This window comes from Arthrobacter oryzae, assembly GCF_037911235.1.
Taxonomy (GTDB): Bacteria; Actinomycetota; Actinomycetes; order Actinomycetales; family Micrococcaceae; genus Arthrobacter; species Arthrobacter oryzae_E.
On record NZ_JBBLYW010000061.1, the window covers coordinates 40,908 to 63,172 of the forward strand.

Sequence of the window (22,265 nt, forward strand, 5' to 3'; positions counted from 1 at the left end):
AGATAATTGGCGCTAAGCGGCCCCTAAGTCGCGATATCTGGACAAAAACTCCTTGCGCATGGCGGACCTGGACCTGAACGCGAGGTACCCGGCGACAGCCGCCGCCAGCACCGCCACCGCCGGAATGAACTGCCACCAGTCCACAGCGTCCATGCTTTGGGATGCATTCATGGACCCGTGCAGGAGTCCCAGTATGAGGATGCTTCCGCCGGTTCCGACGAAGACCATACCCAGTAGGTAACGGGCCAGGAAGGCGAACCCGAAGAGGACGCCCCAGGAGAGGGCAACGTCAGTCCAGGGCGTGGCGGCGAAGCCGCGCTCGGCGAAAGCCTGGGGCAGGTGGATCAGCGCGAACGGAACGGCCGTCAGGAGTGAGCCCGCGAGCATGCCCTTACGGTCCATCAGCCGCCGCTGGACCACTCCGGCCCAGGCCAGTTCCTCCCAGACGTTGCCCAGCAGGGCGCCGATGACCACGGCTTTCAGCAGGTACAGTCCCGCGGTGGCCGCCCAGCCGCTGCCGGGCTCACGCAGGGTACCGGTCACGACGGCGGTCAGCAGGGTCAGGAGCGGCAGCGCCAGCAGCGCCATGACGTACCAGCCGGCGCCCACCCGCCAGCGGACCGCGCCGCTGAACAGCCGCCGGACGCCGGCACGGCCTTCAGCCGCCGCCGTCACGAGGACCGCGGCTCCCAGCAGGACCAGGAGTTCCACCAGGAGCCCGGGAGTCACGTCCTGCAGCAGCAGTATGGCCAGGCACTGCGCGAGCCAGGCCAGCGGAATGGCGAGGATCAGGAACGCAGCCACGGGGTGCGCGGCGATCCGGGAGCGGATGCTTCCGCCGGCCTCCGGTGCACGGGATTCAACAGTCATGATGCGCCTCGGTTCGGGCGTCAAGCCATTTTAGGACAGCCGCCACACGTAGGCGTAGGGCTGCGGGAACTGCGTGATCCGGAAAGCCCTGACCACGATCCTGGCCTGGCCCGGCGGCATGCCCGTCCAGTGGACCTGTTCCACATTGTTCCGGCGGTCGAAGCCGGCAGTGGTTCCTGAGTTTCCGTGCCGCTCGCTGCCGTCGGCCGCAAGCACAATGAGGTCGAGGTCGTTCTGCAGCTGCGCGCCGGGCGGATCGGACCACACGAGGGTGATCTTCAACGTCACCCCGGCTGCGGCGGGTTCCGGGTCCCCGGCCGGGCCACGGCGCCGCCTCGCCTTGGCAACAACCTTGGGAACAGGGACTTCTTCGGGAATGTCGATGATGAAGGTGTCCTCCTCCCCCTGCTCGAGCGGGCCGCCTTCGCCCAGGCCGGAGTTGCCGGGCTGCCCGGGGAAGACCACGGAACGCGCCAGGTTGACCCTGCCCCAGCCGGAGCTCCCGTTCGGTGATTCACCGGCTTCGCTTGGGTTGTACTGTCCCGGCAGCACGTCGGCGCCGTTGATCAGGAGGGCTTTGACCAGGGCGGCGCTGGGCGTGCTGAGCCCGTTTTTCACCAGGGTCTCGCGCAGCACCGCGGCGCAGCCGGCAACCAGCGGGGTTGCCATCGAGGTGCCGGAGTCGAAGAAGAACAGCGGGTCTGTGGAGGTGCCGAACGTGTTGCCCATCGGCGCGTTCCGCGAAAGCGCGGACAGGATGCTGGTCCCCGGCGCCACGACGTCGGGCTTAATGCGGCCCTCTTTGGTGGGCCCGCGGCTGGAGAAGGCCACCATCCCGTCCGGGTTGTTGGCCTGTTTGTCCCGCTTGACGGGATTCGCGGGGAAGTCTCCAGGCCAGTACGTGCCGTAGGAGGGCGCGAATTCCTTGCGGAGGCTTTCGCTGGCGCCCACCGTGATGCAGTTCTTCGCCGCGGACTGCGATCCGATGGAGTTGGAGTCCACCGTGCCGTCGCTGTTGCCGTCCACGCCGTCGTTCCCGGCCGCAAAGCAGATCACCTGGTCAGGGTGGTTCCACACGAACTCGTCGATCTCCCGGGAGCTCGCATCGTAGGGAAGGTTGAGTCCGGGCACGCCCCAGGAGTTCGTGTGGACGCGGGCGCCGTCGTCGTACGTCCTTTGGAAGAGGTCGTTGAGGTTGACCGGAATGCCGCCCAGCCCGCCGTTGGCGTCGAGGAGGCTCTGCAGGATCAGCAGGGCCTCGGGCGCCGTGCCCTCAATGTCACCGCCCATGCTGGCCGAGTTTCCCCGGCCCAGCACGGAGCCGGCAACGTGGGTGCCGTGGCCGTGCGGATCGTCCGCCTTGTCCGGCGCGGTGCGGCCCAGCGGGTAAAGGGTCTGGACCCTTCCGGTGAATGCCGGATGCGGGTTGGCGGCGTCGCCGGTGTCGAACCCGGTGTCCGCCACGGCCACCACTTCGCCTTGGCCCCGGTACGTGGTCCCGTTGAGCTGCACCCCGGCATTCAGGATTTCCCGGGCAACGTTGTTGAAGAGCTGGCGATCGCGCACCGGATGGATCTCGCGGATCTCGTCAATTGTGGCCAGTTCCGGGAGCTGGCCCACGGAGGTGGTGATGCGCAGCTTGCCCGGGGTCACCGCCACGGCGTCGGGCTCCACCCGGGCGGCCACGGCAACCCGGGCAATCAGGTCGGGGCTGGCTTCCACGCCGGGGTGCAGGAGCAGGTCCACCCGTTCCAGCCGGCGGTCCGGATGCGGGTCGTGGTCCGCCAGGGACCGGACATTGGCCGTGTCCGCGCTGCGCGGCAGCAGGGGCGGCGGGATTTTGAAGACACGGGAGTAGACGTCCGCCCAGCTCACGAACGGCAGGGCGCGGACGCGGTCCAGGTCTGCCGGCGGGAATGCTGCCAGGTACGTGTTGTCCGAGACGTATTCCTGCATCTCGACGTCGATGCCCGCAAGTTCCGCACGCTGTTCCGCCGTCAGCGGCTCCGCGGTCTGGATGAGGATGTGGTCCGATTCCGAGGAGTCCTCGGCAACCAGCCCGGCGTCGCGCAGGGCACGGTTCTGTTTGATCGGATCAATGGTGATGCCGTTGATGGTGATTTCAGACATGAAGTTGTGCCCCCTGGGCAGCCGCCGGAAACAGCCTAGGCACCCGGCGGCCGCATGTGTTCTAGAAGGAGACCCGGGCCTCCGCCGAGCGGGGGCCCCGGAAGGTGAGCGTCAGCATACGCTCGGCACCCTAGGCGGTCAATGGCGTGCGAAGCGCCGCCCCCTCCTCCGGCCTCGCCTGCGGCAGGTTACCGTCATCCTCGTACGCCCCGGCACCCGCGAGGTCCCGGCCGGCGATGTAGCCGAAGGTGAGGGCCGGGCCCAGGTTGATGCCGCCGGCGGGGTAATGGCCGCCCATCACGTTGGCCTGGTCATTGCCAGCAACGTAGAGCCCGTCGATCGGCCTGCCGTGGTTGTCCAGGACCCGGCTGCGGCCGTCCGCCTCCAGCCCGGCGAAGGTGCCGAAGCTGCCGGGAACCACGCGGACAGCGTAGAAGGGTCCCTTCCCTATCGGGCCGAGCGAGGGGTTGGGCCGGTTCCGGGCGTCGCCGCCATACCGGTTGAAGGCCGTCTCGCCGCGCCCGAAGTCCGGGTCCACGCCGTCGCGGGCGTTGCGGTTGAACTCTTCAACGGTGGCTTTGAGGCCTGCGGGATCGATCCCGCACTTCGCGGCGAGTTCCTCGATGGTCCGTCCCTTCTTGAGGTAGCCGGAGCGGAGGTACGGGAACAGCGGCACCGGCAGCGGCTTTGCCATGCCCAGCGGGAACTTCCGGACGAACCGGCTGTCCGCGATCTGCCATGATTCCGCGGTGCCGCCTTCGGGGGTGGCTTCCATCAGCGCGGCAACGTAGTCGTAGTAGCCGTTGGCCTCGTTGACGAACCGCTTGCCGTTCGCCAGGACGCCGATGCTGCCCGGCTTGGCGCGGTCCATGATGTGCGGGAAGGTGCCGGTGCGGCCGTTGCGGTACGGCACCAGCGATACCGGGCACCATGCCGCCGCGGACTTCACGTCGGTCTTGAACCGGGCGCCCACGGTCTGGGCCAGGCTGATGCCGTCACCGCTGGTTTCCCGGGGCGCCAGCGTCCAGTGTTCCCGGCCGGTGGGAGTGTGCGGGAAGAGCTCCTTGCGGCGCTGGATGTCGTGGGGGAAGCCGCCTGCGGCGAGGACGACGCCGCGTGCTGCGTTGATCTGCAGCTCACCGTCCGGGGAACCGACGACGGCGCCGGTCACCCTGCCGTTCGCATCGGTGAGCAGGCGCTGCGCGGGCGTGGAAACGCGGATGTCGACTCCCAGGTCGTCAGCGGACTTCAGCAGGCGTCCGGTCAGGGCGGTGCCGTTGACCAGCTGCATGTTGCGGCGGTGGACCAGCAGGTCCAGGAGGTGGCGGCCCAGGCGCCAGCCGGCGTGGACGATGCCCTTGGGGTTGCCCTGCGAAGCGGAGAGGAACTTGGTGAGGTCCGGCCCGGCCATGATGCCCATCCCCAGGAAGGAGGTTTCGTAAAGCTGGTGGCGCATCTTGGCCCGGAGTTCCGGACGGATGCGCCGGGCGTTGATGGGTTTGGGGCCCACTGACCGGTTGCCGGTGCCGGCGCCCGGTACCTTGCCGTAGATGTCGTTGATCCTGGTGCCGGGGACGAACTGCAGGGACGTCTTGTCCTGGAAGAATCCCACCATGTGCGGCACGGCCTCGAGGAAGGCGTCCACCTTGTCCGCCTGGTACTCCTCGCCCAGGGTGTGGCGCAGGTAGGTGCGGAAGGTGTCCTTGTCCTCGTTCACGCCGGCAGCCTTCGCCAGCGGGTTGCCGGGGGTCCAGGCCCAGCCGCCGGACCAGGACGTGGCACCGCCGCAGACCTCCGCCTTTTCCACCACGATGACCTTGAGGCCGTGGTAGGCCGCTGTGACGGCTGCGGACAGCCCGCCTGCACCGGACCCGACCACCAGGACGTCGCAGTCCAAGGCGGGAAGCCGGCGGTCCTGTTCCGAAGTAGGGGCTGGTGTTGTCGAGTCCGGCGTTGCCGAGTCGGTGCTCGCGTTCATGGGGTTCTCCATTGTGGTTCTCTCGGTGTTCTCTGGTGTCCGGAATTCTTAGTGTCCGAAGGTGTCTGAATCGAGGCGCGGCGGGCCGCCGGTTTCCAAGGCGTTGATGGCTGCCAGCTGCTCCTGTGTCAGCTCAAAGCCAAAGACGTCCAGGTTCTGCCGCTGCCGGGCGTCGCTGGCGGATTTCGGCGTGGCGATGCGGCCCTGCTGGACATGCCAGCGGAGGACGATCTGCCCGGGCGTCCTGCCCAGTTCCCGGGCCGGTCCGGTGATGGCCGGGCTGGCCATGAAGTCCCCGTTGCGGCCCAGCGGACTGTACGCCCCCGTGGTGATGCCGTGCTGGCGGTGGAAGGCCAGCTGGTCCGGCTGGCCGCGGGCGGGATCCACCTGCACCTGGTTGACCGGCACGGTGAGCCCGGCGTCCAGGACGTGGCGCAGGTGGGCGGGCTTGAAATTGGACACGCCCCAGGCGCGGATAGCGCCGTCGTCCGCCAGTTGCCGGAGACCTTCGCAGGCCTCCACGAACCGTCCCTGCGCCGGGTTGGGCCAGTGGACCAGGAACAGGTCCAGATAGTCCACCCCCAGCCTGTGCGCCGAACGTTCAAAGGCTGTGAGGACGCCCTCCCGGCTGTGCCAGTCCCGGTTGAACTTGGTGGTGATGAAGATGTCCTGCCTAGCAATGCCGCTGCGGCGGATGCCCTCCCCCACGTCTTCTTCGTTGCCGTAGTTTTCGGCCGTATCGATGTGCCGGTAGCCATTCGCGATGGCGCGGCTTACCGCAGCCGCGGCTTCCTCGCCCGCCATCGGCCAGGTGCCCAGCCCGATCAGTGGAACCCGGACACCGGGGGTGAGCTCCGTCGTCGTGCTTTCCAGTACTTCGCTCACTTGGCCCCTGCCTTCTGGAGGTTCGCCGTTGCCGCGAGCACGGTGTCGGCAGCGGCTTTGAGCTTCCGGGCCCAGCCCGGCTCGCCGAGCCGGGCAACCCGCCGGTCCGACGGCGTTTCCACGCTCACCGGCGTTCCGGCAGGGAGGGCAGCCACCAGCCCGGCAAGATCGAACTCGCCTTCGCCGGGGATGCCGCGCTCGGAGCGCGATTCGGCAACGAGGTCCTCGCGGCTGGCGGGCCGCTGCGCCGGGCCGTCGCACAGCTGCAGCAGCGGGACGAGGTCCGCACCGGCTGCCAGCTGTTCCATCGTGCCGCCGAAGCGGTTGAAGTGCAGGGCGTCCACCACGATCTTGCAGCCGGCCGCCCGGGCCAGCTCCGCCGCCGCGGGGATGGAATGTACCGCCTGGTAGGAGATCGGTTCCAGCGTGGGCACGATGCCGAACCCCCGGCCGTCCTCCGTCATCCGGGCCAGGGTGTCGGCCAGCCGGGCGGTGTCCGGATCGGCGCCGGCAACAGTCAGCGAGCCGGCGCCCAGCGCCTGTCCTGCTTCCATCATCCCCAGCCAGGCCTCGCGCTGATCGCTGCCGTCCAGGAGCAGGAACTCGATGTCCTTCACGGTCACGCCGGTGTCGCGCATCCGGGCCAGGGTTTCCTTGAGCATGGGCGAGCCCGGCTGCAGGTCGTAGGCGCGTTCGGTGGCGGTGACCGGACGAACGCGGGCGCCGATGAAGTCGAAGCCCGCCGCGGCGGCGAGGCTCACGAGGTCCGGTGGTGCGGTCCCCACGAGGGACAACTGGGCCAAGCCCACCTGGCGGCGTGGCTGGGTGCTCATGATGCTGCTCCGTTCAGGGTAAGTTCGCGATTCGCGCCGGCCGGCGCTCCATCAGCCGGGCCGGCGGCCAGTGCAGCGGCCACGCGCTGGGCGGCGTCGTAGCCGCTTTTCACGGCGTTGGAGGCGATGGCCGGGGTCTGGTCCACCACCGTGCCGGCAAGGGTCACGGGAACCCCGGCCACGAAACTGAGCGCCGCGTCGCGTTCCCTGGCCGGCATGGAGCCGTCCAGCGGGGCCACCGAGCGGGAGACCAGCAGCGGCCCTGGAGCGTCCAGCCACTCGCCGCTGCCCAGCCGCACCCGGGTGCCGTCGTATTCCTCGATGGTGGCGCCCAGCCGGATCCGGACCCGCGGATTCTGCTCCAGCCTGGGCACGGCCAGGATCTTGGCGCGACGGCCGGATTCCGGCGCGATGACCTCCTGCGGCCCCACCAGCAGCACGGCGGTGCCGCGGTCCGCCAGGGTGTCCGCCACGCTCATGGCCACGGAGTCGGCGCCCCAGATGGTCACGGCCGCGGGGTAGTCCGTACCGTCCAACACGCCGGGCTGGGCGGCGAGCCATTCGCGCACGTCCCGGACGTTCGGCGACTCCGTACCCCTGAACCCGGCGGCCGGACGCAAGCCGCCCGTGGCCAGCACGACGGCGTCGGCACCGGTTTCGCGGGCCAGTGCGGCAACGTCGCTGGTGTCCGCGCGTGTTCCAAGCCGGACGTCGATGCCGAGCCGGGTGTTCTCCGCCGCGGACCATTCGGCGAAGCGGTGGAAGTCCGGGGTGGACTTCATCCCTTCCGCCAGGGCGAACTGCCCGCCGGGACGTGCGCCGTCGTCGAGCACGGTCACCTGCGCACCGGCTTCGGCGAGTTCACGGGCGGCGGTGAGGCCTGCGGGGCCGGCGCCCACCACCACAACGCGGGAGCCCTCCCGGACGGCGGGGGTGGGCACGGGGACGCGGGAGCGTCCCACGGCCGGGTTTACCGTGCAGGTCACCTGGCCGAGGCCCAGGTTGTCGATGCAGACGTTGCATGCGATGCACGGGCGGTACCGCCCGCCGTGCAGGACGCCGCCCACAAAGGCAGGGTCGGCATGGATGGCGCGGGCCAGGCTGACAAAATCGCAGGTGCCTTCACCGAGGACCTCTTCGATGATGGCCGCGGAGTTCAGCCGGCCGGCCATGCCCAGCGGAAGGCCGAACCGGCGGTAGGCCCTGGCGTAATCGGAGAGGACTCCGGGCTTCCATTCTCCGGACTGGACGATCCATTCACCGGCCTCGTAGCTGCCGGCGGAGATGTCCAGGAAGTCGAGGTGTTCGAGGTGGGCCTTGCCGATGATGGCCAGCTGCTGCTCCGCCGTGATGCCATCCGCCGGGCCCTCCACCACGGAGACGCGCATGCCGATGATGGCATCGGGGGCGGCCTGCCGGACTTCGTCGATCACCAGGTTCATGAAGCGTTCGGGGGCGGCGAATTCGTCAGTGCGGTGGTTGGAGATGGGGGACATGAACTGGTGGATCAGGTAGCCGTGCGCGCCGTGGATGTTGATGACGTCGAAGCCGGCTTCCACCGCGCGGCGGGCAGCCTGGCCGTACGCCTCGGCGAGGTCGTGGCACTCCCCGGTGGTGAGCTCCCGCGGCACCTCGCCGCCGGCCACCTCACATGGCACCGGCGACGGCGCCAGGTTCTTGAACCCGGACACTGCGGCCTGCGCGGTGCGGCCGCCGTGGTTGAGTTCCACGGCGGCGAGCGCACCTGCGGCGTGCAGTGCGTCCGTGAGTTTGCGCAGGCCCGGGATCATGGCATCGCTGTGCAGTCCCAGCTGGTGGGTGCGGCCCTTGCCGTCGGCGCGGACGTAGGTTGCCTCGGTGGTCACCAGGGCCAGTCCTGCCTTGGCCCGGGTGACCAGGTAGTCGATGTACTGCTCGGTGATGCGGCCGTCCGTGGTGCCGTAGTTGCGTTCCATGGGGGCGGACGCCAGCCGGTTGCGGAGCGTGCGCGGGGTGCGTCCGTTGCGTCCGAGGGTGAGCGGGCGGGCTGCGTAGCGTTCGGGGGTCATGGGATGTTCCTACCTTGAGACCGGGGTGCGGGTGGTCAGTTCAGCTGCCGGGGCTTCCGGCGGGGAGGGCTGGCCGGTGATGTCCATCTGGTCCACCGCGGCGAAGCGGACCGGCAAGCCCGTGCGGGAGGATTCGTAGACGGCCAGCAGGATGCGCAGGGCCTTGGTGGCGTCCTCGCCGGTGATGGCCGGTTCGGTGCCGTTCTCCAGTGCGGCCACGAAATCGCGGACCTGGCTGGTGTGGTGCGGGATGAGCTGGCCGTTGATGGTGGCCAGGTCCACATTGGGCCGGACGCCCGCCGGGTGGACTGCTTCGGTGGTGATGGTGCCGCCGACGGCCCACAGGTCCACCCGGCCGTCGCTGCCCTCCGGGAACTCGGTGAGGGAGGCCGAGGCGCCGGTCTCGCCGGTGATCCGGATCTGCACGCCCAGGCTGGGTGAGACCGCCGTCGAGGCCTCCAGCGTTGCCATCGCTCCGGACGTGAAGGTCAGGACTGCCGTGGCGGAGTCCTCCACCTCGATGTTGGTGCCGTGCTTGTAGCTGTTGATCTTCCCGTAGACCTCGGCGATGTCCCCCATGAAGCACTGCAGCAGGTCGATGTAGTGGATGGCCTGCGTCATGAGCACGCCGCCGCCGTCGTTGGCCCAGGTTCCCCGCCAGGCGTCCTTGGAGTAGTACTCCGGTTCGCGGTGCAGCATCACCGAGCACTGGCCCATCACCGGGCGGCCCAGCGTTCCGTCGTCGATCGCTGCCCGGATCCGCTGGGCGCCCGGCCAGAAGCGGCGCTGGAAGAGGACGCCGAGCTTTACCCCGGCGCCGGCGCAGGCCGCCGCCATCCGTTCGGCGGAGGGCAGGTCCGTGGAGATGGGCTTCTCGCAGAGGACGTGGACGCCCGCCGCGGCCGACTGCAGCACCACGTCCTCATGGGTGGGGTGCGGCGTGCAGACCGAGATGATGTCCACCCCGAGGCCCAGCAGTTCGGCCACCGTGTTCACGGCGTGCGGCACATCCCAGGACTCGGCCGTGGCACGGGCCCGGTCCAGGTCGATGTCGCAGACCCCGACGATCCGGACGTTGTCCAGGGCGCCGAAGGCCTCAAGGTGGTTGCGGGAGATGGCCCCGCAGCCGACGATGCCGACGCGGAAGGTACGGGCGGGTGCGGATGCTGATGATGTCACTGGAGGATCAACTTTCTGGTGCGTGGGCGGGCTGGCCGGTGGGGCGCTGGGCGGCGGTGCGCTGGCTGGCGGTGCGCTAGGCGGAAACGCGGCGCTTGCGGGGCAGGCCTAGCTCTTCGAGCGGGGTCTTGTGGGTTTCCTTCGCCGTTGAGATGGCGATCGCGGAGACCGTCAGGCAGACCACCGTGAAGCTGGCCACCGGAATCCAGCCGCCCGGGCCGGGCTGGGCGAGCATGGTGGCGATGACGGGGGCGAATCCGGTGAGGATCAGGCCCACCTGGCTGCCGATGGCCATTCCCGAGTAGCGGACCGGGGCGGGGAACATCTCGGGGAAGAAGACCGTCCAGACGCCGTTCCAGCAGGAGTAGAACACGCTCATGTTCAGGAACCCGAAGACGAAGATCAGCGGGACGTTGTGCTCGCTGATGGCCCAGAAGTAGCCGAATGAGGTGATGGCGCAACCGAGCGCGCCCACCAGGAGCACCTTCTTGCGGCCGAACTTGTCCGAGATGATGCCGGCCAGCGGGATGGTGAACATGGACAGGCCGATGGTGATGGCGTTGACGCTGAGCATCAGGGTCCGGTCCAGGCCGATGGAGGGTCCGGTGGCGTAGGCCAGGGCGTAAACCGTGAAGGTGGTCTGCATGACGGAGAACAGCATGACCAGGGCGATGCGCAGGACGTCGCGCCACTGGGTCTTGAGTACCTCGGCCGCCGGAATGCCCTTGGGCTTCGTCGGGTCCACGGCCTCTTCAAAGACCGGCGGTTCCTCCAGGCGCGTGCGGATCCAGTAGGCGACGCCCAGGACCACCACGGACATCCAGAAGGGTACGCGCCAGCCCCAGCTGAGCAGCTGGTCTTCGGGCAGGGCGGCCAGCGGAATGAAGACCACGGTGGAGAGCACCATGCCGGAGGCGTAGCCGGTCATCACGAAGCTGGTGAAGAAGCCGCGGCGGCCTTCCGGGGAGTGCTCCATGGTGAGCGTTGATGCTCCGGCGGCTTCGGCGCCGGCGGAGAAGCCCTGCGCCAGGCGGCCGACGAGCAGCAGCGCGGTGGCCCAGTAGCCGATCTGGCCGTACGTGGGCAGGAAGCCGATGCCGATGGAGGCGACGCCCATGATGACCAGCGTGATCATGAGGGCCTGCTTGCGGCCCACCTTGTCACCGAAGTGGCTCATCACGATGCCGCCCAGCGGCCGGGCCAGGTAGCCCACGCCGAAGGTGGCCATCGCTCCGAGCAGCGCCACCACGGGGTCGCCGCCGGGGAAGAAGATCTTGGGGAAGACCAGCGCCGCGGCGGTGCCGTAAATGAAGAAGTCGTAGTACTCCAGGGTGGATCCCAGGAAGGATGCGAGCGCAGCCTTCTTTGGCATCTTGGCCGGGCGGGTTGCCGCAGGCGCCAGGGCCTCAGTTGCCAGGGCATCTATTGCCGGGGGTTGCTGAACAGGTCCCATAGTGTCTCCTCGTCGAGTGTCACGGGTTAGGGGTGGTGGAGGGCCGCCGCCACGTTGCGGTGGCACGTTCCGTAAGCGTTTTTGGGGGCCAGGACCGTCCGCCGGATGGCGGGCGGTGGCGTGGTTCCCTGAAGAAAAACTGTATGAGCGGCATCACAGAACTCAGCGGCAGATCCCATTCAACGGGACGGCATCGATAGGGCGGGCGCAGCCTAGATCTTCGCGCCCCGGCCGCCGGCAGCCTGGCGGCCCGGCTCCAGCCAAGGCCGGGTGCCGTACGGCCGGCGCTCCGCGCCCATGGTCCGGGAGAGGCCGCGGCCGGCAGCCACCAGCACCGGCAGGATCAGTTGTGGCTTCTCCTCCGCGGTGGGAACGACGACGGCGATCGCACCGATCACGCTGTTGCCCTCGCCGAACACGGGCACGGAGTAGGCGGTGTTTTCCGGGACCAGGACGCCGGACAGCCGGACATAGCCCCGCTCCCGGATCAACGCCAGGTGCGCCCGGATCTTCACGGGGTCCGTCTCCGTATTGGGCGTGGTCTTCTCCAGCGGGCCCGCCAGGAAACGCTCCTGGACGTGGCGCGGCATGTGGGCCATCATGGCGAGGCCCGAGGACGTGTTGTGGATGTCCAGCCGGCCGGCGACGTCGGCAAGGTTCAGCACGGTGCCGTGCCGGTCCAGGCGCTCAAGGTAGAGGACGCTGCCAGATTCGACGTCGGGGACGGACAGGGAGACGTTCTCGCGGACGGCTGCGTGGACACCTTCCAGGAAGGGAAGCCCGCGGCGCCGGAACTCTTCCAAGGGGTTGCTGCGCGAGGCAAGTTCCCACATTTTGACGCCTACGCCGTAGTCCCCGGCGTCGCCGCGGTTGAGCAGCCCGCTGTCCACGAGGTCGTTGGCCAGGCGGTGGGCAGTGCTGCTGGACATCCCGGTGATGCGCACCAGTTCAGCGAGGGTGAGCCGGGGATGCCCCTTGGAGAAGGCATCCAGGATCTTCACCACGCGCTGGATGACGGACTCCCCCGATGCGGAGTTCGCCATTGTTCCTCCCGGTTGCGCCTGTGTCTTTCCTGCCAATATAGCCTTGGCGTGACAACACCTGAGCAAGGAACCAGCGGGAGGAACCACGTGGAGCTGCGGCAGATCGAGGCTTTCCTGGCGGTGGCCGAGGAACTGCATTTTGGCCGCGCCGCCCACCGGCTTCGCATGGCGCAGTCCCCGCTGAGCCAGACCATCAAGAAGCTGGAAAAGAACCTCGGCACCGATCTTTTTGAACGGAACACCAGGGCGGTCTCGCTGACCACGGCCGGCTTTGCCTTCCTGCCGCACGCGCGGAAAATACTGGAGGAGCTGGACCTGGCACGCCGGGCGGCCACCGCGGACAGCGGCGAAGTCTACGGCCGGCTCAGCATCGGATTCTCCGGAGCCCTCAACCACCGGACCCTCCCCCCGCTCACGCGGGCGTTGCGCAACAGCTACCCGCACCTGGACCTCACCCTCAGCGGAGGCCTGCTCACGCAGGACGCCCTCGACCAGCTGCGTAACGGGTCCCTGGACCTGTCCTTCATCGGGCTGCCGGTGGATGCGCCTTCCCTGGCCACGCGGCGCATCGCCGTGGAGCCGCTGGGTGCTGCTGTTCCCGTGGACCATCCGCTGGCCGGCCGGCCCTCCATCGCCCTGGCCGACTTGGCAGCCGATGGCTTCGTCACCATGCCCGCAGCGCAGGGTTCCACGCTGCGGGAGGTCGTCTTCTCGGCGTGCACTGCCGCGGGCTTCCGTCCGCGCGTGGTGCAGGAGGTGACCGATCCCTACACGGCCCTTTCACTGGTGGCCGGTGGCGTGGGCGTCAGCCTGATGCCCGACTCCATGGCAAGCATCATGCCGGGCGGAACGGTGTTCATCCCCCTCTCCGGCGAGGTCCCGCTGCTGGACTCCGGAATCGCATGGAATCCGGCCCTGATGTCGCCCGCCCTCAGGCTGGCCCTTGAGCTGGCCGATTCCGTCCTCCCCACGCCGCCCGGATAACCCGCAGAACTGGTGCAGCCCGCCGGCTATGTGTTTTCCGCACATAGTCAATGACCAAGTAAGTATTGGACACGTCTCAATCGCGCACCCACCATTGAGTGACATCGCACCCGCGCTCAATGAAGAGGACACCGCACCATGGCAACTTTCGCCGTCACTTATGCCTACTCCGACGCCACCGCCGAACGCCGCGATGAGCACCGCCCCCGCCACGTTGAATTCCTGCAGACGCAGTTCGACGGCGGCCGGCTGGTCACCAGCGGCCCCTTCGGCTCCGATGAAGCCCCCGGCGCGCTGCTGATCCTCAGGGGCGGGTCCAAAGCCGACGTCGAAGCGCTGATGAACCAGGACCCGTTCTTCAGCAACAACCTGATCGAGGAACGGACCATCCGGCAATGGAACATCTTCTTCGGCGCCGAACGTGTGGACGCGTCATGCTGACCGCACGCACTATCGCCAAGGAAACCATCAGCTACGAGGAAGTGGCTGAACCCGTCCTTGAGCCCGGCCATGCCTTGGTCCGGGTCCACCACGTCACCCTTTGCGGCACTGACCTCCATATCTGGGAGGACGACTACCCCACCGAACTGCCGCTCGTCCAGGGCCACGAGTTCTCCGGCGTCGTCGAGGCAATTGGCGATAACGTCGACAACCCTGCCGGCATCAGCGTGGGCGACAGGGTTGCCGTCAGCCCCATGACCTACTGCGGAACATGCCGGCCGTGCCTTCAGGGCCGGTTCAATGTCTGCCGGAACATCAGTTGCATCGGCTGCTATTCGGACGGCGCGCTGGTGGAAGTGCTCAGCGTGCCGGTGGAAAAACTGTGCCCGGTTCCCGAGGGCCTCGCACTGGATCTCGCCGCCATGGCCGAACCTGCATCCATCGCCATGCAGGCCGTCAACCGCGGCCGTCCCGCGGCAGGCGAAACCGCCCTCGTCCTGGGCAGCGGCCCCATCGGACTGCTTGCCACCCTGTACCTGACCGACCTGGGCGTGGACGTTGTCTGCGCGGACACGGAGGCGGACCGCCTGGAGCTGGCACGCCTCTTCGGCGCCGCGGACACCCTGCTGGTCGACCCCGCCGCCGGCTTCCCCGACACTGAGCAGGCAGCGCGCCTGGGCCGCCGGACCGACGGCTATGGCCCCGGCCTGGTCCTCGAGGCCACCGGCGCACCCTCTTCCTTGGAGAACGCCATACGCCTGGTGGCCAGCGCCGGCCGCATCGTGCAGGTGGGAATCTCAGCACGCACGGCCACCGTCTCCATGAAAGACATTCCCTTCAAGGAACTGGACCTGCTGGGCAGCCGTAACAGCCTCAACCTGATCCCGGACGGACTGGACCTCCTGGCACGCCATCCTGACCAGGCCCAAGCCCTGATGACGCACCGCTTCGGCTTCGCGGACCTGCAGCAGGCGTACGAGGTGATGCGCAACCGCACCGAGAGGGTGGGCAAGATCGTCATCGGGATGCCGGCAGCCGGAAGTCCAGCCGCCCGGGCCGGCGCCCGCCAGGGATCGATCACCGGATCAACCAACGGATCAGCAGCAGCAGCACTCGCACCGGCGGGAGCCCGGGCGTGACCACGGACATAAGCACAGGCACTACCCGCAACGTGCTGACGCCGGCCGAGGAGCTGGAAGCCGTGTACGACGTCGTGGTCGCGGGCAGCGGCGCAGCCGGCCTGGTGGCCGCAGTCCGCGCGGCGGACGCCGGGCTGAGCGTGCTGGTGGCCGAGAAGGCATCCCTGCTGGGCGGCACCACGGCCGCCGGCGGCGGGGTGATGTGGGCGCCGAACAACCACTTGGCAACCGGGGCCGGTTTCAGCGACAGCCACGACCGTGCCGTCGCCTACCTCACGGAAGCTGCCGGGCATGTCCTCTCAGCGGAGGAAATCGACTGGTACGTCCGCACCGCGCCCCGCGCCGTCGAATACCTGACCAGCAACACCCGGGTGTCCCTGACCCCGATCGCCCGCCCCGATTACCACCTGGAATGGAACGGAGCCGCCCACGGCGGACGCGGCCTGGACAACAACGCCTTCGATCCGTCGGGCTACCCGGGCCTGGCGGCGGCCATCCGGCCGTCGTCGTACTTTCCGCTCCTGACCATGACCGAACGGGACGAGCTCAACGGCCGCGCCGCGGACCCTGCCCTGCTCGCGAAGCGGGCAGCTACCGGGGTGCGCACCATGGGCGGGGCGCTGGTGGGCCGGCTGCTCGCGAGCGCCCTGGACCGGGGTGTCCAGATCGTTGCCGATACACCGGTGGAGGACCTGGTCCCCGCCGGAAGCGGCTGGAGAATCACGCTCGGCACCGGAGCGGGCACGAGTGGCACCGGCAGCACGACCGTGGCGGCTGCCGCCGTCGTGCTGGCCACCGGCGGGTTCGAATGGAATCCGCGGCTGCGCCAGGCGTTCCTGCCCTTCCCGGTGACGCCCATCAGTGCGCCGTCCAACGAGGGCGACGGGCTGGAACTGGGCCTCAAAGCCGGGGCCGCAGTGGCTGACATGACCGCCATCTGGGGCGTCCCCGTGATCTCCGCACCGGCGCATCAGTACGACGGCCGCCAGTCCGGCCGGATGGGCAATGTGGAGATGACCCTGCCGGGTTCCATCACGGTGAACGCCGCGGGCAGGCGCTTTGTCAACGAAGCGCTGAACTACCACGACGCCTGCCGCGTGTTTGCCTCGGTGGACCCGCACACCGGGCGCCAGCAGAACAATCCGGCATGGCTGGTGTTCGACTCCGCGTACCTGGCCAAGTACCCCGTGGCCGGCTCAACGCCCGGGCAGCCGGCCATATGGATGACGTCCGCCGGGACCGTGGAGGAACTGGCCCGAAAGCTGGGGATCGATCCCGCCGGGCTCAGTGCAACCGTGGCCCGGTTCAATGCCGACGCTGCGGCCGGAGCCGATACCGAGTTCCACCGCGGCGCCACACCCCAGGACCGTTTCCTGGGCGATGCCGGCAACGCCCCCAACCCTTGCCTTGCGCCGCTGGCCACCGGCCCGTTCCACGCGGTGCCGATAGCTGCCGGGGTACTGGGCACCTCCGGCGGCCTGGACACCGACTTCGACGGGCGGGTGCTGGACCGCCGCGGGCAGCCCATCCCCGGGCTGTACGCCGCCGGGAATGTCGCTGCCGGCGTGTTCCGGAACAACTACCCCGGCGGCGGTGCCACGCTGGGGTCCGCCATCACGCGGGCCTTCGCTGTGGGCGAGCACCTGGCGCTGCGTTCAGGGCACTAAGGACCAGGCAAAGGGCAAGGGGCCGACGGCGGGAGTTACCGCCGCCGGCCCCTTGCCTTTTGCGTGTGATGCAGGACACAGAAGAAATTCCACCGAAGTGATTGCCTTGCGGCTGGTCGGTCGGCCACACTTAGGGTGGATCCGCAGGAACGGCAAGACGTTCCCGATCCTCCCGCCGGACACATCGGGCCGGCCCCCGCCCCATCTCAGAATGCCGGGCCTTTTCGAACCACCTTCAGCTCGAATCACTTTCAGCCTTACCGGCACCCCCTTCTGCCCTCCCCGGATTCTGCCTCCCCGATTCCTGCCCGCCCGGATTCCACCACCGCGAAAGAGAGCACCCCATGATCAAGCACCACTCAGACATCCTGCTGGAAATCGTTGCCCACGATCCCGCCACCATCGAACACGACCTCAACAGTGCCGTGGACATCGCCCTCCGGCACGCCATGCAGGAACAGCACCATGGAGTACTGGTCACCCAGACGGGATTCTCCACTTACACCGTGGCCGTGAGCCGCGATGTTCCCTACGGCGAAACCCGGGAGCTGCGGCAGTGGGCTTCGACGGCTTAGCCCCGCGCCGATCCTGTACGCACTCCCGCCCCGCCTGTAGCGTGGGACCACACCGCGAGATCAGGAGCAGTCCATGAGCACCGAACACAAGCCCGAAGACATTGTGAGCGACGGCGTCGAGGACCAGTCAAGCCCGGTGCCCCGGGACAAGCCGGCAGCCCAGGCATCCGGCCGCCACGCCGGGCCCGGCCCTGTCGATGCCCGGCCGGCCGGAGTTGAAGGCACCAAACCGCCGGGACCGGCGGAAGAACAGAACAGCAAAACCGCGGACGACCGGGGACTCACCACGGAGCCCAGCTCCAGCGACTGACCCTGGTCACTGACGACGACCAACGGAAGACCCCACAAAAGGAGAGGGGCCCGACGGCGGCACTTGCCGCCGTCGGGCCCCTCTCCTTTTCGGCGTTACGGGCTCAGCGCCCGCCGCCGGTCACGCAGTCTGGCCGGCGTGCTCGCCCTCTTCGATCTCTTCAAGCAGTTTGTCGTTGAAGGCCTTGAGGTCCCCGGGATGCCTGCTGGTCACGAAGCCCTGGTCCACCACCACTTCCTGATCACTCCAGTCCGCGCCGGCGTTCTTCAGGTCGGTCTGCAGCGTGTGGTACGAGGTCAGCTTGCGCCCGCGGACCACGCCGGCGTCGATGAGCAGCCAGGGCCCGTGGCAGATGGAGGCCACCGGCTTGTGCTGCTCAAAGAAGCTGCGGGCGAAGGCCTGGGCGTCCTTGTCCACACGAAGGTGGTCGGCGTTGACCACTCCGCCGGGGATCACCAGCGCATGGAAATCGGAAGCATTGGCCTCGGCCACCGTGATGTCGACGTCGAACTTTTCGCCCTTTTCGGTGCCGTCGTAGCCCTGCAGCTTTCCGGTCTTGGGCGCCACCAGCGTGGGTTCACCGCCGGCTTCCTTCACGGCGTTCCAGGGGCTGGTCAGCTCCACCTGTTCCACGCCGTCGGTCAGCAGGAACGCAACCTTCTTGCCTGCAATATTGTGCGCTGACATGTGTCCTCCTCTTTGCCGGATTCCTTACGGCTTTAACACTAGGAACGCCGGAAATAATAAGCAAGCTGACAATCCTTCCACCCCGGGCAAACCGTGCTAGCACGGAAGTCAGCGACACCGCTCCGCGCGCACCATGGAAACACGGCCTCAGGAAAGGATTCCTGGCCGAAACCACCATCACCGCAACAGGAGCAAGAAAAATGTCCATGACCGCCGGAACAAAGACGTCCCGTCCCTCCCGCGCCAAGATCGCGCTCGTTTCAGCAATGACGCTGGGACTTGCCGCGGGCGGCGTTGCCCTCGCCGCCCCCGCCCAGGCCGCCACCACCAACTATGCCTGCACCGTCATCCCGCAGAAGCCCGCTTTTGCGGGCTTCAACTCCTCAGGCACCAAGCTGGTGGACTACCAGATCAACGTCTACTGCGCATCCAACCGTTCCGTCTACATCGAGCAGCAGCGCTGGGAAAGCGACGACTGGCCCAACGGTGATGACCATCTGGGCAACTCGGCCTTCAGCCGCTATCTCGGCCCCACCAACGGCTGGCACATCATCCACAATGTCCGCACCCTGACCAACACCGAGATCGGCAATGAGGAGGTGTACCACAAGGTCCGCCACCAGGAAGGGACCGGCGGCGTCTGGTCGCCGTTCACCGGCTGGAAGAGCAGCTCGACCACGTCCATGTCGAATTAGCGCAGGTCCAACTAGCGCGACCCATCCTCCGTCCGAACAACCAGCAAACCGGCGGCCGTCCCCACGGGGCGGCCGCCGGTTTGCTACTGCTGGCGAAGGTAGGTGAGCACGGCGAGGACCCGGCGGTGGTCCTCGGGTTCGGGGCGCAGGCCGAGCTTCAGGAAGATACTCCGGATGTGCGCCTCCACGGTCCGCTCCCCCAGGAACAGGGTCCTGCCGATCGCCTGGTTGGTCCGCCCCTCGGCCATCAGCTCCAGCACATCCCGCTCCCGGCTGCTGAGCTCGTCCTCCCGGTGGTGGCCGTTGTGCGGCCGGGCCACCATCCGGGCTACCAGTTCAGGGTCGACGGCGGTCCCGCCGGCCGCCACCCGGTGCAGCGCGTCGATGAAGTCGTCGATGTCCGAGACCCGTTCCTTCAGGAGGTATCCGAGCCCCTTTGCCCCGTTGCCGAACAGAGACATCGCGTTCTCCGTCTCCACATATTGGGACAACAGGAGGACCCCCGTGCCGGGCTGGTCGCGCCGGATGGCTGTGGCGGCCTGGATGCCCTCGGTGGTGAAGGTGGGCGGCATGCGGATATCGACGACGGCAACGTCGGGCTGCAGGGCTGCAACACATCCCAGGAGTTCCCGGGCGTCCACCGCCTCGCAGACCACCTCCAGTCCCTCGGAACTGAGCAGCGCGGCAAGGCCGCGGCGGAGCAGCGCCGAGTCGTCCGCGATGGCTACGCGCAGGGTCATGGCATGTCCTCCATTGGATCGGCCGAGAAGGGCAGGGTTGCCGCCACCGTTGTTCCGCGGCCCTCGGGGCTGGTGACTGTCAGTGAGCCGCCCAGGGCGGCGGCCCGGTCGGCCAGCCCCAGCAGGCCGCCGTCGGCTCCGGGGCTCGCCCCGCCGATCCCGTCATCCGTGACGTTCAGGCTGAGTCCGGTGTCCGTGCCTTTGACGCCGATCTGAAGGTTCGAGGCCCGGGCATGCTTGGCCGCATTGGTCACGGCCTCGGCGCAGATGAAGTACGCGGCGAGTTCCACCGGCGGCGGGGGCCTGTGCGGCAGGTCGACGTCCAGCTCAATGGGCAGCGCAGAGCGCTCCGCGAGCGCCGTGAGGGAGCCGCCGAGTCCCCTTTCCTGCAACGACGGCGGGTAGACGCCCCTGGCCAGCTCCCGCAGTTCCGCCAGTGCAACGGCAAGCTCGTCGCTGGCCTGCTCCACAAGTTCCTTCATCTCGGCGGGACCCGCGGCACGGCGGGCCCTGGCCAGGCCCATGGATACGGCAACCAGGCGCTGCTGTGCACCGTCATGGAGGTCCCGTTCAAGCTCACGACGCCGTGCGTCCCCGGCGGTGACAATGCGTTCCCGGGAGCGGCGCACCTCGACCAGCTGGTCCCGCAGCTGCTGCTCCATGCTCTGGTTGTCCAGGGCCAGGGACGTGGCGCTCCGGACGGCGGCGAGCAGCTGGGGCTGGTCCCGGAGTGCTTCGTCGAAGACCAGCGCCCCGACGGGAACGCCGTTGCGTTCGAGCACCATGGCCGCCCTCCCGGACCCGTCCTCCGGGACAGCGCGGGCCACACCGTCGTCGTCAACGAATCCGGACAGCGCAGGCGACCACCGCCACAGGCTGAGGGTGGGGTCCCGGACTGACCTGCGCAGGGCACGGACCAGCCGGTCGCTGACCGGCGCCGTGCCGATCTCCACCATCAGGTCGCTCAGGGCGCCGCGGGCAAACCTGTAGCGCCACAACCCCAGCAACACTGCAAGGGGGACGATCGCCGTCGCCGGATACTGCCAAAGCAGGGCCTCGTTGGAGAGGGAGCCGGTCAATTGCACCACGGCGAGGGACACCCAGACGGTGGATGCGGTCTTGATGATCACTGCCAGCCACAGCGGCAGGAACGCCGCACGGTACGCTGGCGAGCCGGCCCGCCAGCGGGAGACGAGCACTGCCATGATGGCCAGGCCGATGCCCACCTGCACAATCCGGGCGGCGTCTCCGATGGCGTTGGTGAGCTGCGGGCTGTCCCGCAGCAGGAGCAGGTTGTGGGATGTGGACTCCCCTGCAGCGATATGCAGCCGCGGATCAAAGAACGCCCAGCTGGCCATCGCGATGACCGCCCAGGCGGCAAAAAAGAAGACCACCGCCGCCCGTTCCGCCCGCGAGCGCAGGACTCCCGACGGAAAGCTCAGGGCGAGTTGCAGCAGCGGCGGCTGGTACATGAGCGTCAGTGCCACTCCCGCCGTAAACAGGACGGGATCGCTGGACCGCCGTACCCCGGCAGCCAGCCACAGCAGGCCGGCGACCACCAGCAGCAGCCCGGGGTTCCTGTTCGGCCGCGTCTGCCACGCTGTCACGCCGGCCAGGATGAAGGCTAGCCCCACGGCAATGAACAGGGAAAGCTCGGTCACGGAAAACGGTGCCCGCGACGGGTTCTCGCCCCAGCGGATGACACCCTGGGCGTTAAGGACTCCGAGGGTCCGGGCGGGATCCTGCAGGGCCGCCGGCCGCCAGTCGATCGAGATCAGCACCAGGGCCAGGACGCCCACGGTGGCAGCCACTACCAGTACCAGTTGCTTGGGAGTCACGGTGCTTCCCTCCGCCAAGCTTAAGAATCCCACGCGGCCGGGCGGCGGGCCAGACCCTCAGCACTATCCCAGCAGCCGCCGTTCGTAGGCAAAGGCAACGAGCTGGAGCCGGGTGCGGAGCCCCAGCTTGTCCAGCACGCTGCGCAGGTGCGTCTTGATGGTGGCCTCGGAGACGAACAGGCTGTCCGCCATTTCGGCGTTGGCCAGCCCCTTGGCCGCCAGCAGGAAGACATCGCGTTCACGCGCGGACAGCACCTCGAGGACGGAGAGGTCCGGCCCCGCTGAGGGCAGCGTGCGGGCCGCATGCTGGAAGAGCTCATGGACGGAGCCGGGCGCAATCACCGAGTAGCCGGAATGGACAGTGCGGATCGCAGCCAGGAGGAACTCGGGTTCCGCGCTCTTGAGGAGGTATCCGCTGGCGCCGGCCTGGACGGCCTCCACCACCGCCTGGTCGCGGTTGAAGGTGGTCAGGGCGATGATTTTTGGCTTGCTCCATCCCTCGCAATCCGCCTGCTGCAGGATCCGCTGTGTGGCGGTGACGCCGTCGAGCACCGGCATTCGCAGGTCCATCAGCATCACGTCAGGGGTCCGATCCGAGGCGAGCGCCACTGCCTGTTCGCCGTCGCCTGCCTCCCCCGAAAGTTCCATGTCCGGCTGGCTCTCGATGAGCATGCGGATTCCGGCACGGAAGAGTGGCTGGTCATCCACGAGCGCCACCGAGATGCGCCCTGCGGCATCAACCACGGACGGCCGCTTCCGGGCGGGCTTCC

At 68.3% G+C, this 22,265-nt stretch carries 20 protein-coding genes; 7 read left to right on the forward strand and 13 right to left on the reverse strand.

The window, feature by feature from the left end; translation table 11 throughout:
- Positions 1 to 12: 12 nt before the first annotated feature.
- From WMN78_RS16305 to WMN78_RS16345, 9 genes are all read right to left on the reverse strand, one after another.
- Complete coding sequence (locus WMN78_RS16305; RefSeq protein ID WP_340534775.1) at positions 13 to 870, reverse strand: CPBP family intramembrane glutamic endopeptidase; 858 nt, start codon at positions 868 to 870, stop codon at positions 13 to 15.
- A gap of 30 nt (positions 871 to 900) precedes the next feature.
- Entirely contained in the window at positions 901 to 3,000 is a 2,100-nt protein-coding gene (locus WMN78_RS16310; protein WP_340534776.1) for a S8 family serine peptidase, read from the reverse strand.
- 130 nt (positions 3,001 to 3,130) lie between these two features.
- Entirely contained in the window at positions 3,131 to 4,978 is a 1,848-nt protein-coding gene (locus WMN78_RS16315; protein ID WP_340534777.1) for an FAD-dependent oxidoreductase, read from the reverse strand.
- Between the two features lie 48 nt (positions 4,979 to 5,026).
- A complete protein-coding gene (locus WMN78_RS16320; protein WP_340534778.1) occupies positions 5,027 to 5,863 on the reverse strand; it encodes an aldo/keto reductase in 837 nt (278 codons plus the stop codon).
- Positions 5,860 to 6,696 (reverse strand): sugar phosphate isomerase/epimerase family protein, encoded by an 837-nt coding sequence (locus tag WMN78_RS16325; protein WP_340534779.1) that lies wholly within the window; start codon positions 6,694 to 6,696, stop codon positions 5,860 to 5,862. Before WMN78_RS16325 ends, WMN78_RS16320 begins: the two co-directional genes overlap by 4 nt.
- Positions 6,693 to 8,744 carry an FAD-dependent oxidoreductase gene (locus tag WMN78_RS16330; protein ID WP_340534780.1) on the reverse strand — a complete coding sequence of 684 codons (2,052 nt, stop codon included), beginning with the start codon at positions 8,742 to 8,744 and terminating at the stop codon, positions 6,693 to 6,695. The genes WMN78_RS16325 and WMN78_RS16330 overlap by 4 nt, the downstream gene beginning before the upstream one ends.
- A gap of 9 nt (positions 8,745 to 8,753) precedes the next feature.
- Complete coding sequence (locus WMN78_RS16335) at positions 8,754 to 9,923, reverse strand: Gfo/Idh/MocA family oxidoreductase (RefSeq protein ID WP_340534781.1); 1,170 nt, start codon at positions 9,921 to 9,923, stop codon at positions 8,754 to 8,756.
- Positions 9,924 to 9,999: 76 nt separating this feature from the next.
- Entirely contained in the window at positions 10,000 to 11,376 is a 1,377-nt protein-coding gene (locus WMN78_RS16340; protein ID WP_340534782.1) for an MFS transporter, read from the reverse strand.
- Between the two features lie 212 nt (positions 11,377 to 11,588).
- Entirely contained in the window at positions 11,589 to 12,419 is an 831-nt protein-coding gene (locus tag WMN78_RS16345; RefSeq protein ID WP_340534783.1) for an IclR family transcriptional regulator, read from the reverse strand.
- Positions 12,420 to 12,467: 48 nt separating this feature from the next.
- On the opposite strand from WMN78_RS16345, the gene WMN78_RS16350 reads away from it, so the two are divergent.
- From WMN78_RS16350 to WMN78_RS16375, 6 genes are all read left to right on the forward strand, one after another.
- The gene (locus WMN78_RS16350; protein WP_340534784.1) at positions 12,468 to 13,403 is read left to right on the forward strand and encodes a LysR family transcriptional regulator; all 936 of its coding nucleotides are present in this window, start codon (positions 12,468 to 12,470) and stop codon (positions 13,401 to 13,403) included.
- Between the two features lie 138 nt (positions 13,404 to 13,541).
- Positions 13,542 to 13,844, forward strand: coding sequence for a YciI family protein (locus WMN78_RS16355; protein WP_340534785.1), 303 nt, complete (start codon positions 13,542 to 13,544; stop codon positions 13,842 to 13,844).
- Complete coding sequence (locus WMN78_RS16360) at positions 13,838 to 14,983, forward strand: alcohol dehydrogenase catalytic domain-containing protein (RefSeq protein ID WP_340534786.1); 1,146 nt, start codon at positions 13,838 to 13,840, stop codon at positions 14,981 to 14,983. The genes WMN78_RS16355 and WMN78_RS16360 overlap by 7 nt, the downstream gene beginning before the upstream one ends.
- The gene (locus tag WMN78_RS16365) at positions 14,980 to 16,650 is read left to right on the forward strand and encodes an FAD-dependent oxidoreductase (protein WP_340534787.1); all 1,671 of its coding nucleotides are present in this window, start codon (positions 14,980 to 14,982) and stop codon (positions 16,648 to 16,650) included. The genes WMN78_RS16360 and WMN78_RS16365 overlap by 4 nt, the downstream gene beginning before the upstream one ends.
- A gap of 344 nt (positions 16,651 to 16,994) precedes the next feature.
- Positions 16,995 to 17,225: a hypothetical protein gene (locus WMN78_RS16370; protein ID WP_340534788.1), complete on the forward strand. Its 231-nt coding sequence runs from the start codon at positions 16,995 to 16,997 to the stop codon at positions 17,223 to 17,225.
- Between the two features lie 73 nt (positions 17,226 to 17,298).
- The gene (locus tag WMN78_RS16375) at positions 17,299 to 17,535 is read left to right on the forward strand and encodes a hypothetical protein (RefSeq protein ID WP_340534789.1); all 237 of its coding nucleotides are present in this window, start codon (positions 17,299 to 17,301) and stop codon (positions 17,533 to 17,535) included.
- Between the two features lie 120 nt (positions 17,536 to 17,655).
- On the opposite strand, the gene WMN78_RS16380 is transcribed toward WMN78_RS16375, so the two are convergent.
- Positions 17,656 to 18,222 carry a type 1 glutamine amidotransferase domain-containing protein gene (locus WMN78_RS16380; RefSeq protein WP_340534790.1) on the reverse strand — a complete coding sequence of 189 codons (567 nt, stop codon included), beginning with the start codon at positions 18,220 to 18,222 and terminating at the stop codon, positions 17,656 to 17,658.
- A gap of 206 nt (positions 18,223 to 18,428) precedes the next feature.
- On the opposite strand from WMN78_RS16380, the gene WMN78_RS16385 reads away from it, so the two are divergent.
- Positions 18,429 to 18,917, forward strand: coding sequence for a hypothetical protein (locus WMN78_RS16385; RefSeq protein ID WP_340534791.1), 489 nt, complete (start codon positions 18,429 to 18,431; stop codon positions 18,915 to 18,917).
- An 83-nt stretch (positions 18,918 to 19,000) separates the two neighbouring features.
- Here the strand turns inward: WMN78_RS16385 and WMN78_RS16390 are convergent, their stop codons facing one another.
- The 3 genes from WMN78_RS16390 to WMN78_RS16400 form a co-directional block, all read right to left on the reverse strand.
- Positions 19,001 to 19,657 carry a response regulator transcription factor gene (locus WMN78_RS16390; protein ID WP_340534792.1) on the reverse strand — a complete coding sequence of 219 codons (657 nt, stop codon included), beginning with the start codon at positions 19,655 to 19,657 and terminating at the stop codon, positions 19,001 to 19,003.
- Positions 19,654 to 21,495 (reverse strand): sensor histidine kinase, encoded by a 1,842-nt coding sequence (locus WMN78_RS16395; RefSeq protein ID WP_340534793.1) that lies wholly within the window; start codon positions 21,493 to 21,495, stop codon positions 19,654 to 19,656. The genes WMN78_RS16390 and WMN78_RS16395 overlap by 4 nt, the downstream gene beginning before the upstream one ends.
- A gap of 63 nt (positions 21,496 to 21,558) precedes the next feature.
- Positions 21,559 to 22,239 carry a response regulator transcription factor gene (locus WMN78_RS16400; protein WP_340534795.1) on the reverse strand — a complete coding sequence of 227 codons (681 nt, stop codon included), beginning with the start codon at positions 22,237 to 22,239 and terminating at the stop codon, positions 21,559 to 21,561.
- Positions 22,240 to 22,265 lie beyond the last annotated feature (26 nt).

What these genes read in the sequence shown, in the direction of transcription:
- WMN78_RS16305 (WP_340534775.1), bottom strand. Translation starts at nt 870, where the DNA reads ATGACTGTTGAATCCCGTGCACCGGAGGCCGGCGGAAGCATCCGCTCC.
- WMN78_RS16345 (WP_340534783.1), bottom strand. Translation starts at nt 12,419, where the DNA reads ATGGCGAACTCCGCATCGGGGGAGTCCGTCATCCAGCGCGTGGTGAAG.
- WMN78_RS16310 (WP_340534776.1), bottom strand. Translation starts at nt 3,000, where the DNA reads ATGTCTGAAATCACCATCAACGGCATCACCATTGATCCGATCAAACAG.
- WMN78_RS16355 (WP_340534785.1), top strand. Translation starts at nt 13,542, where the DNA reads ATGGCAACTTTCGCCGTCACTTATGCCTACTCCGACGCCACCGCCGAA.
- WMN78_RS16375 (WP_340534789.1), top strand. Translation starts at nt 17,299, where the DNA reads ATGAGCACCGAACACAAGCCCGAAGACATTGTGAGCGACGGCGTCGAG.
- WMN78_RS16385 (WP_340534791.1), top strand. Translation starts at nt 18,429, where the DNA reads ATGACCGCCGGAACAAAGACGTCCCGTCCCTCCCGCGCCAAGATCGCG.
- WMN78_RS16390 (WP_340534792.1), bottom strand. Translation starts at nt 19,657, where the DNA reads ATGACCCTGCGCGTAGCCATCGCGGACGACTCGGCGCTGCTCCGCCGC.
- WMN78_RS16315 (WP_340534777.1), bottom strand. Translation starts at nt 4,978, where the DNA reads ATGAACGCGAGCACCGACTCGGCAACGCCGGACTCGACAACACCAGCC.
- WMN78_RS16340 (WP_340534782.1), bottom strand. Translation starts at nt 11,376, where the DNA reads ATGGGACCTGTTCAGCAACCCCCGGCAATAGATGCCCTGGCAACTGAG.
- WMN78_RS16370 (WP_340534788.1), top strand. Translation starts at nt 16,995, where the DNA reads ATGATCAAGCACCACTCAGACATCCTGCTGGAAATCGTTGCCCACGAT.
- WMN78_RS16380 (WP_340534790.1), bottom strand. Translation starts at nt 18,222, where the DNA reads ATGTCAGCGCACAATATTGCAGGCAAGAAGGTTGCGTTCCTGCTGACC.
- WMN78_RS16325 (WP_340534779.1), bottom strand. Translation starts at nt 6,696, where the DNA reads ATGAGCACCCAGCCACGCCGCCAGGTGGGCTTGGCCCAGTTGTCCCTC.
- WMN78_RS16330 (WP_340534780.1), bottom strand. Translation starts at nt 8,744, where the DNA reads ATGACCCCCGAACGCTACGCAGCCCGCCCGCTCACCCTCGGACGCAAC.
- WMN78_RS16360 (WP_340534786.1), top strand. Translation starts at nt 13,838, where the DNA reads ATGCTGACCGCACGCACTATCGCCAAGGAAACCATCAGCTACGAGGAA.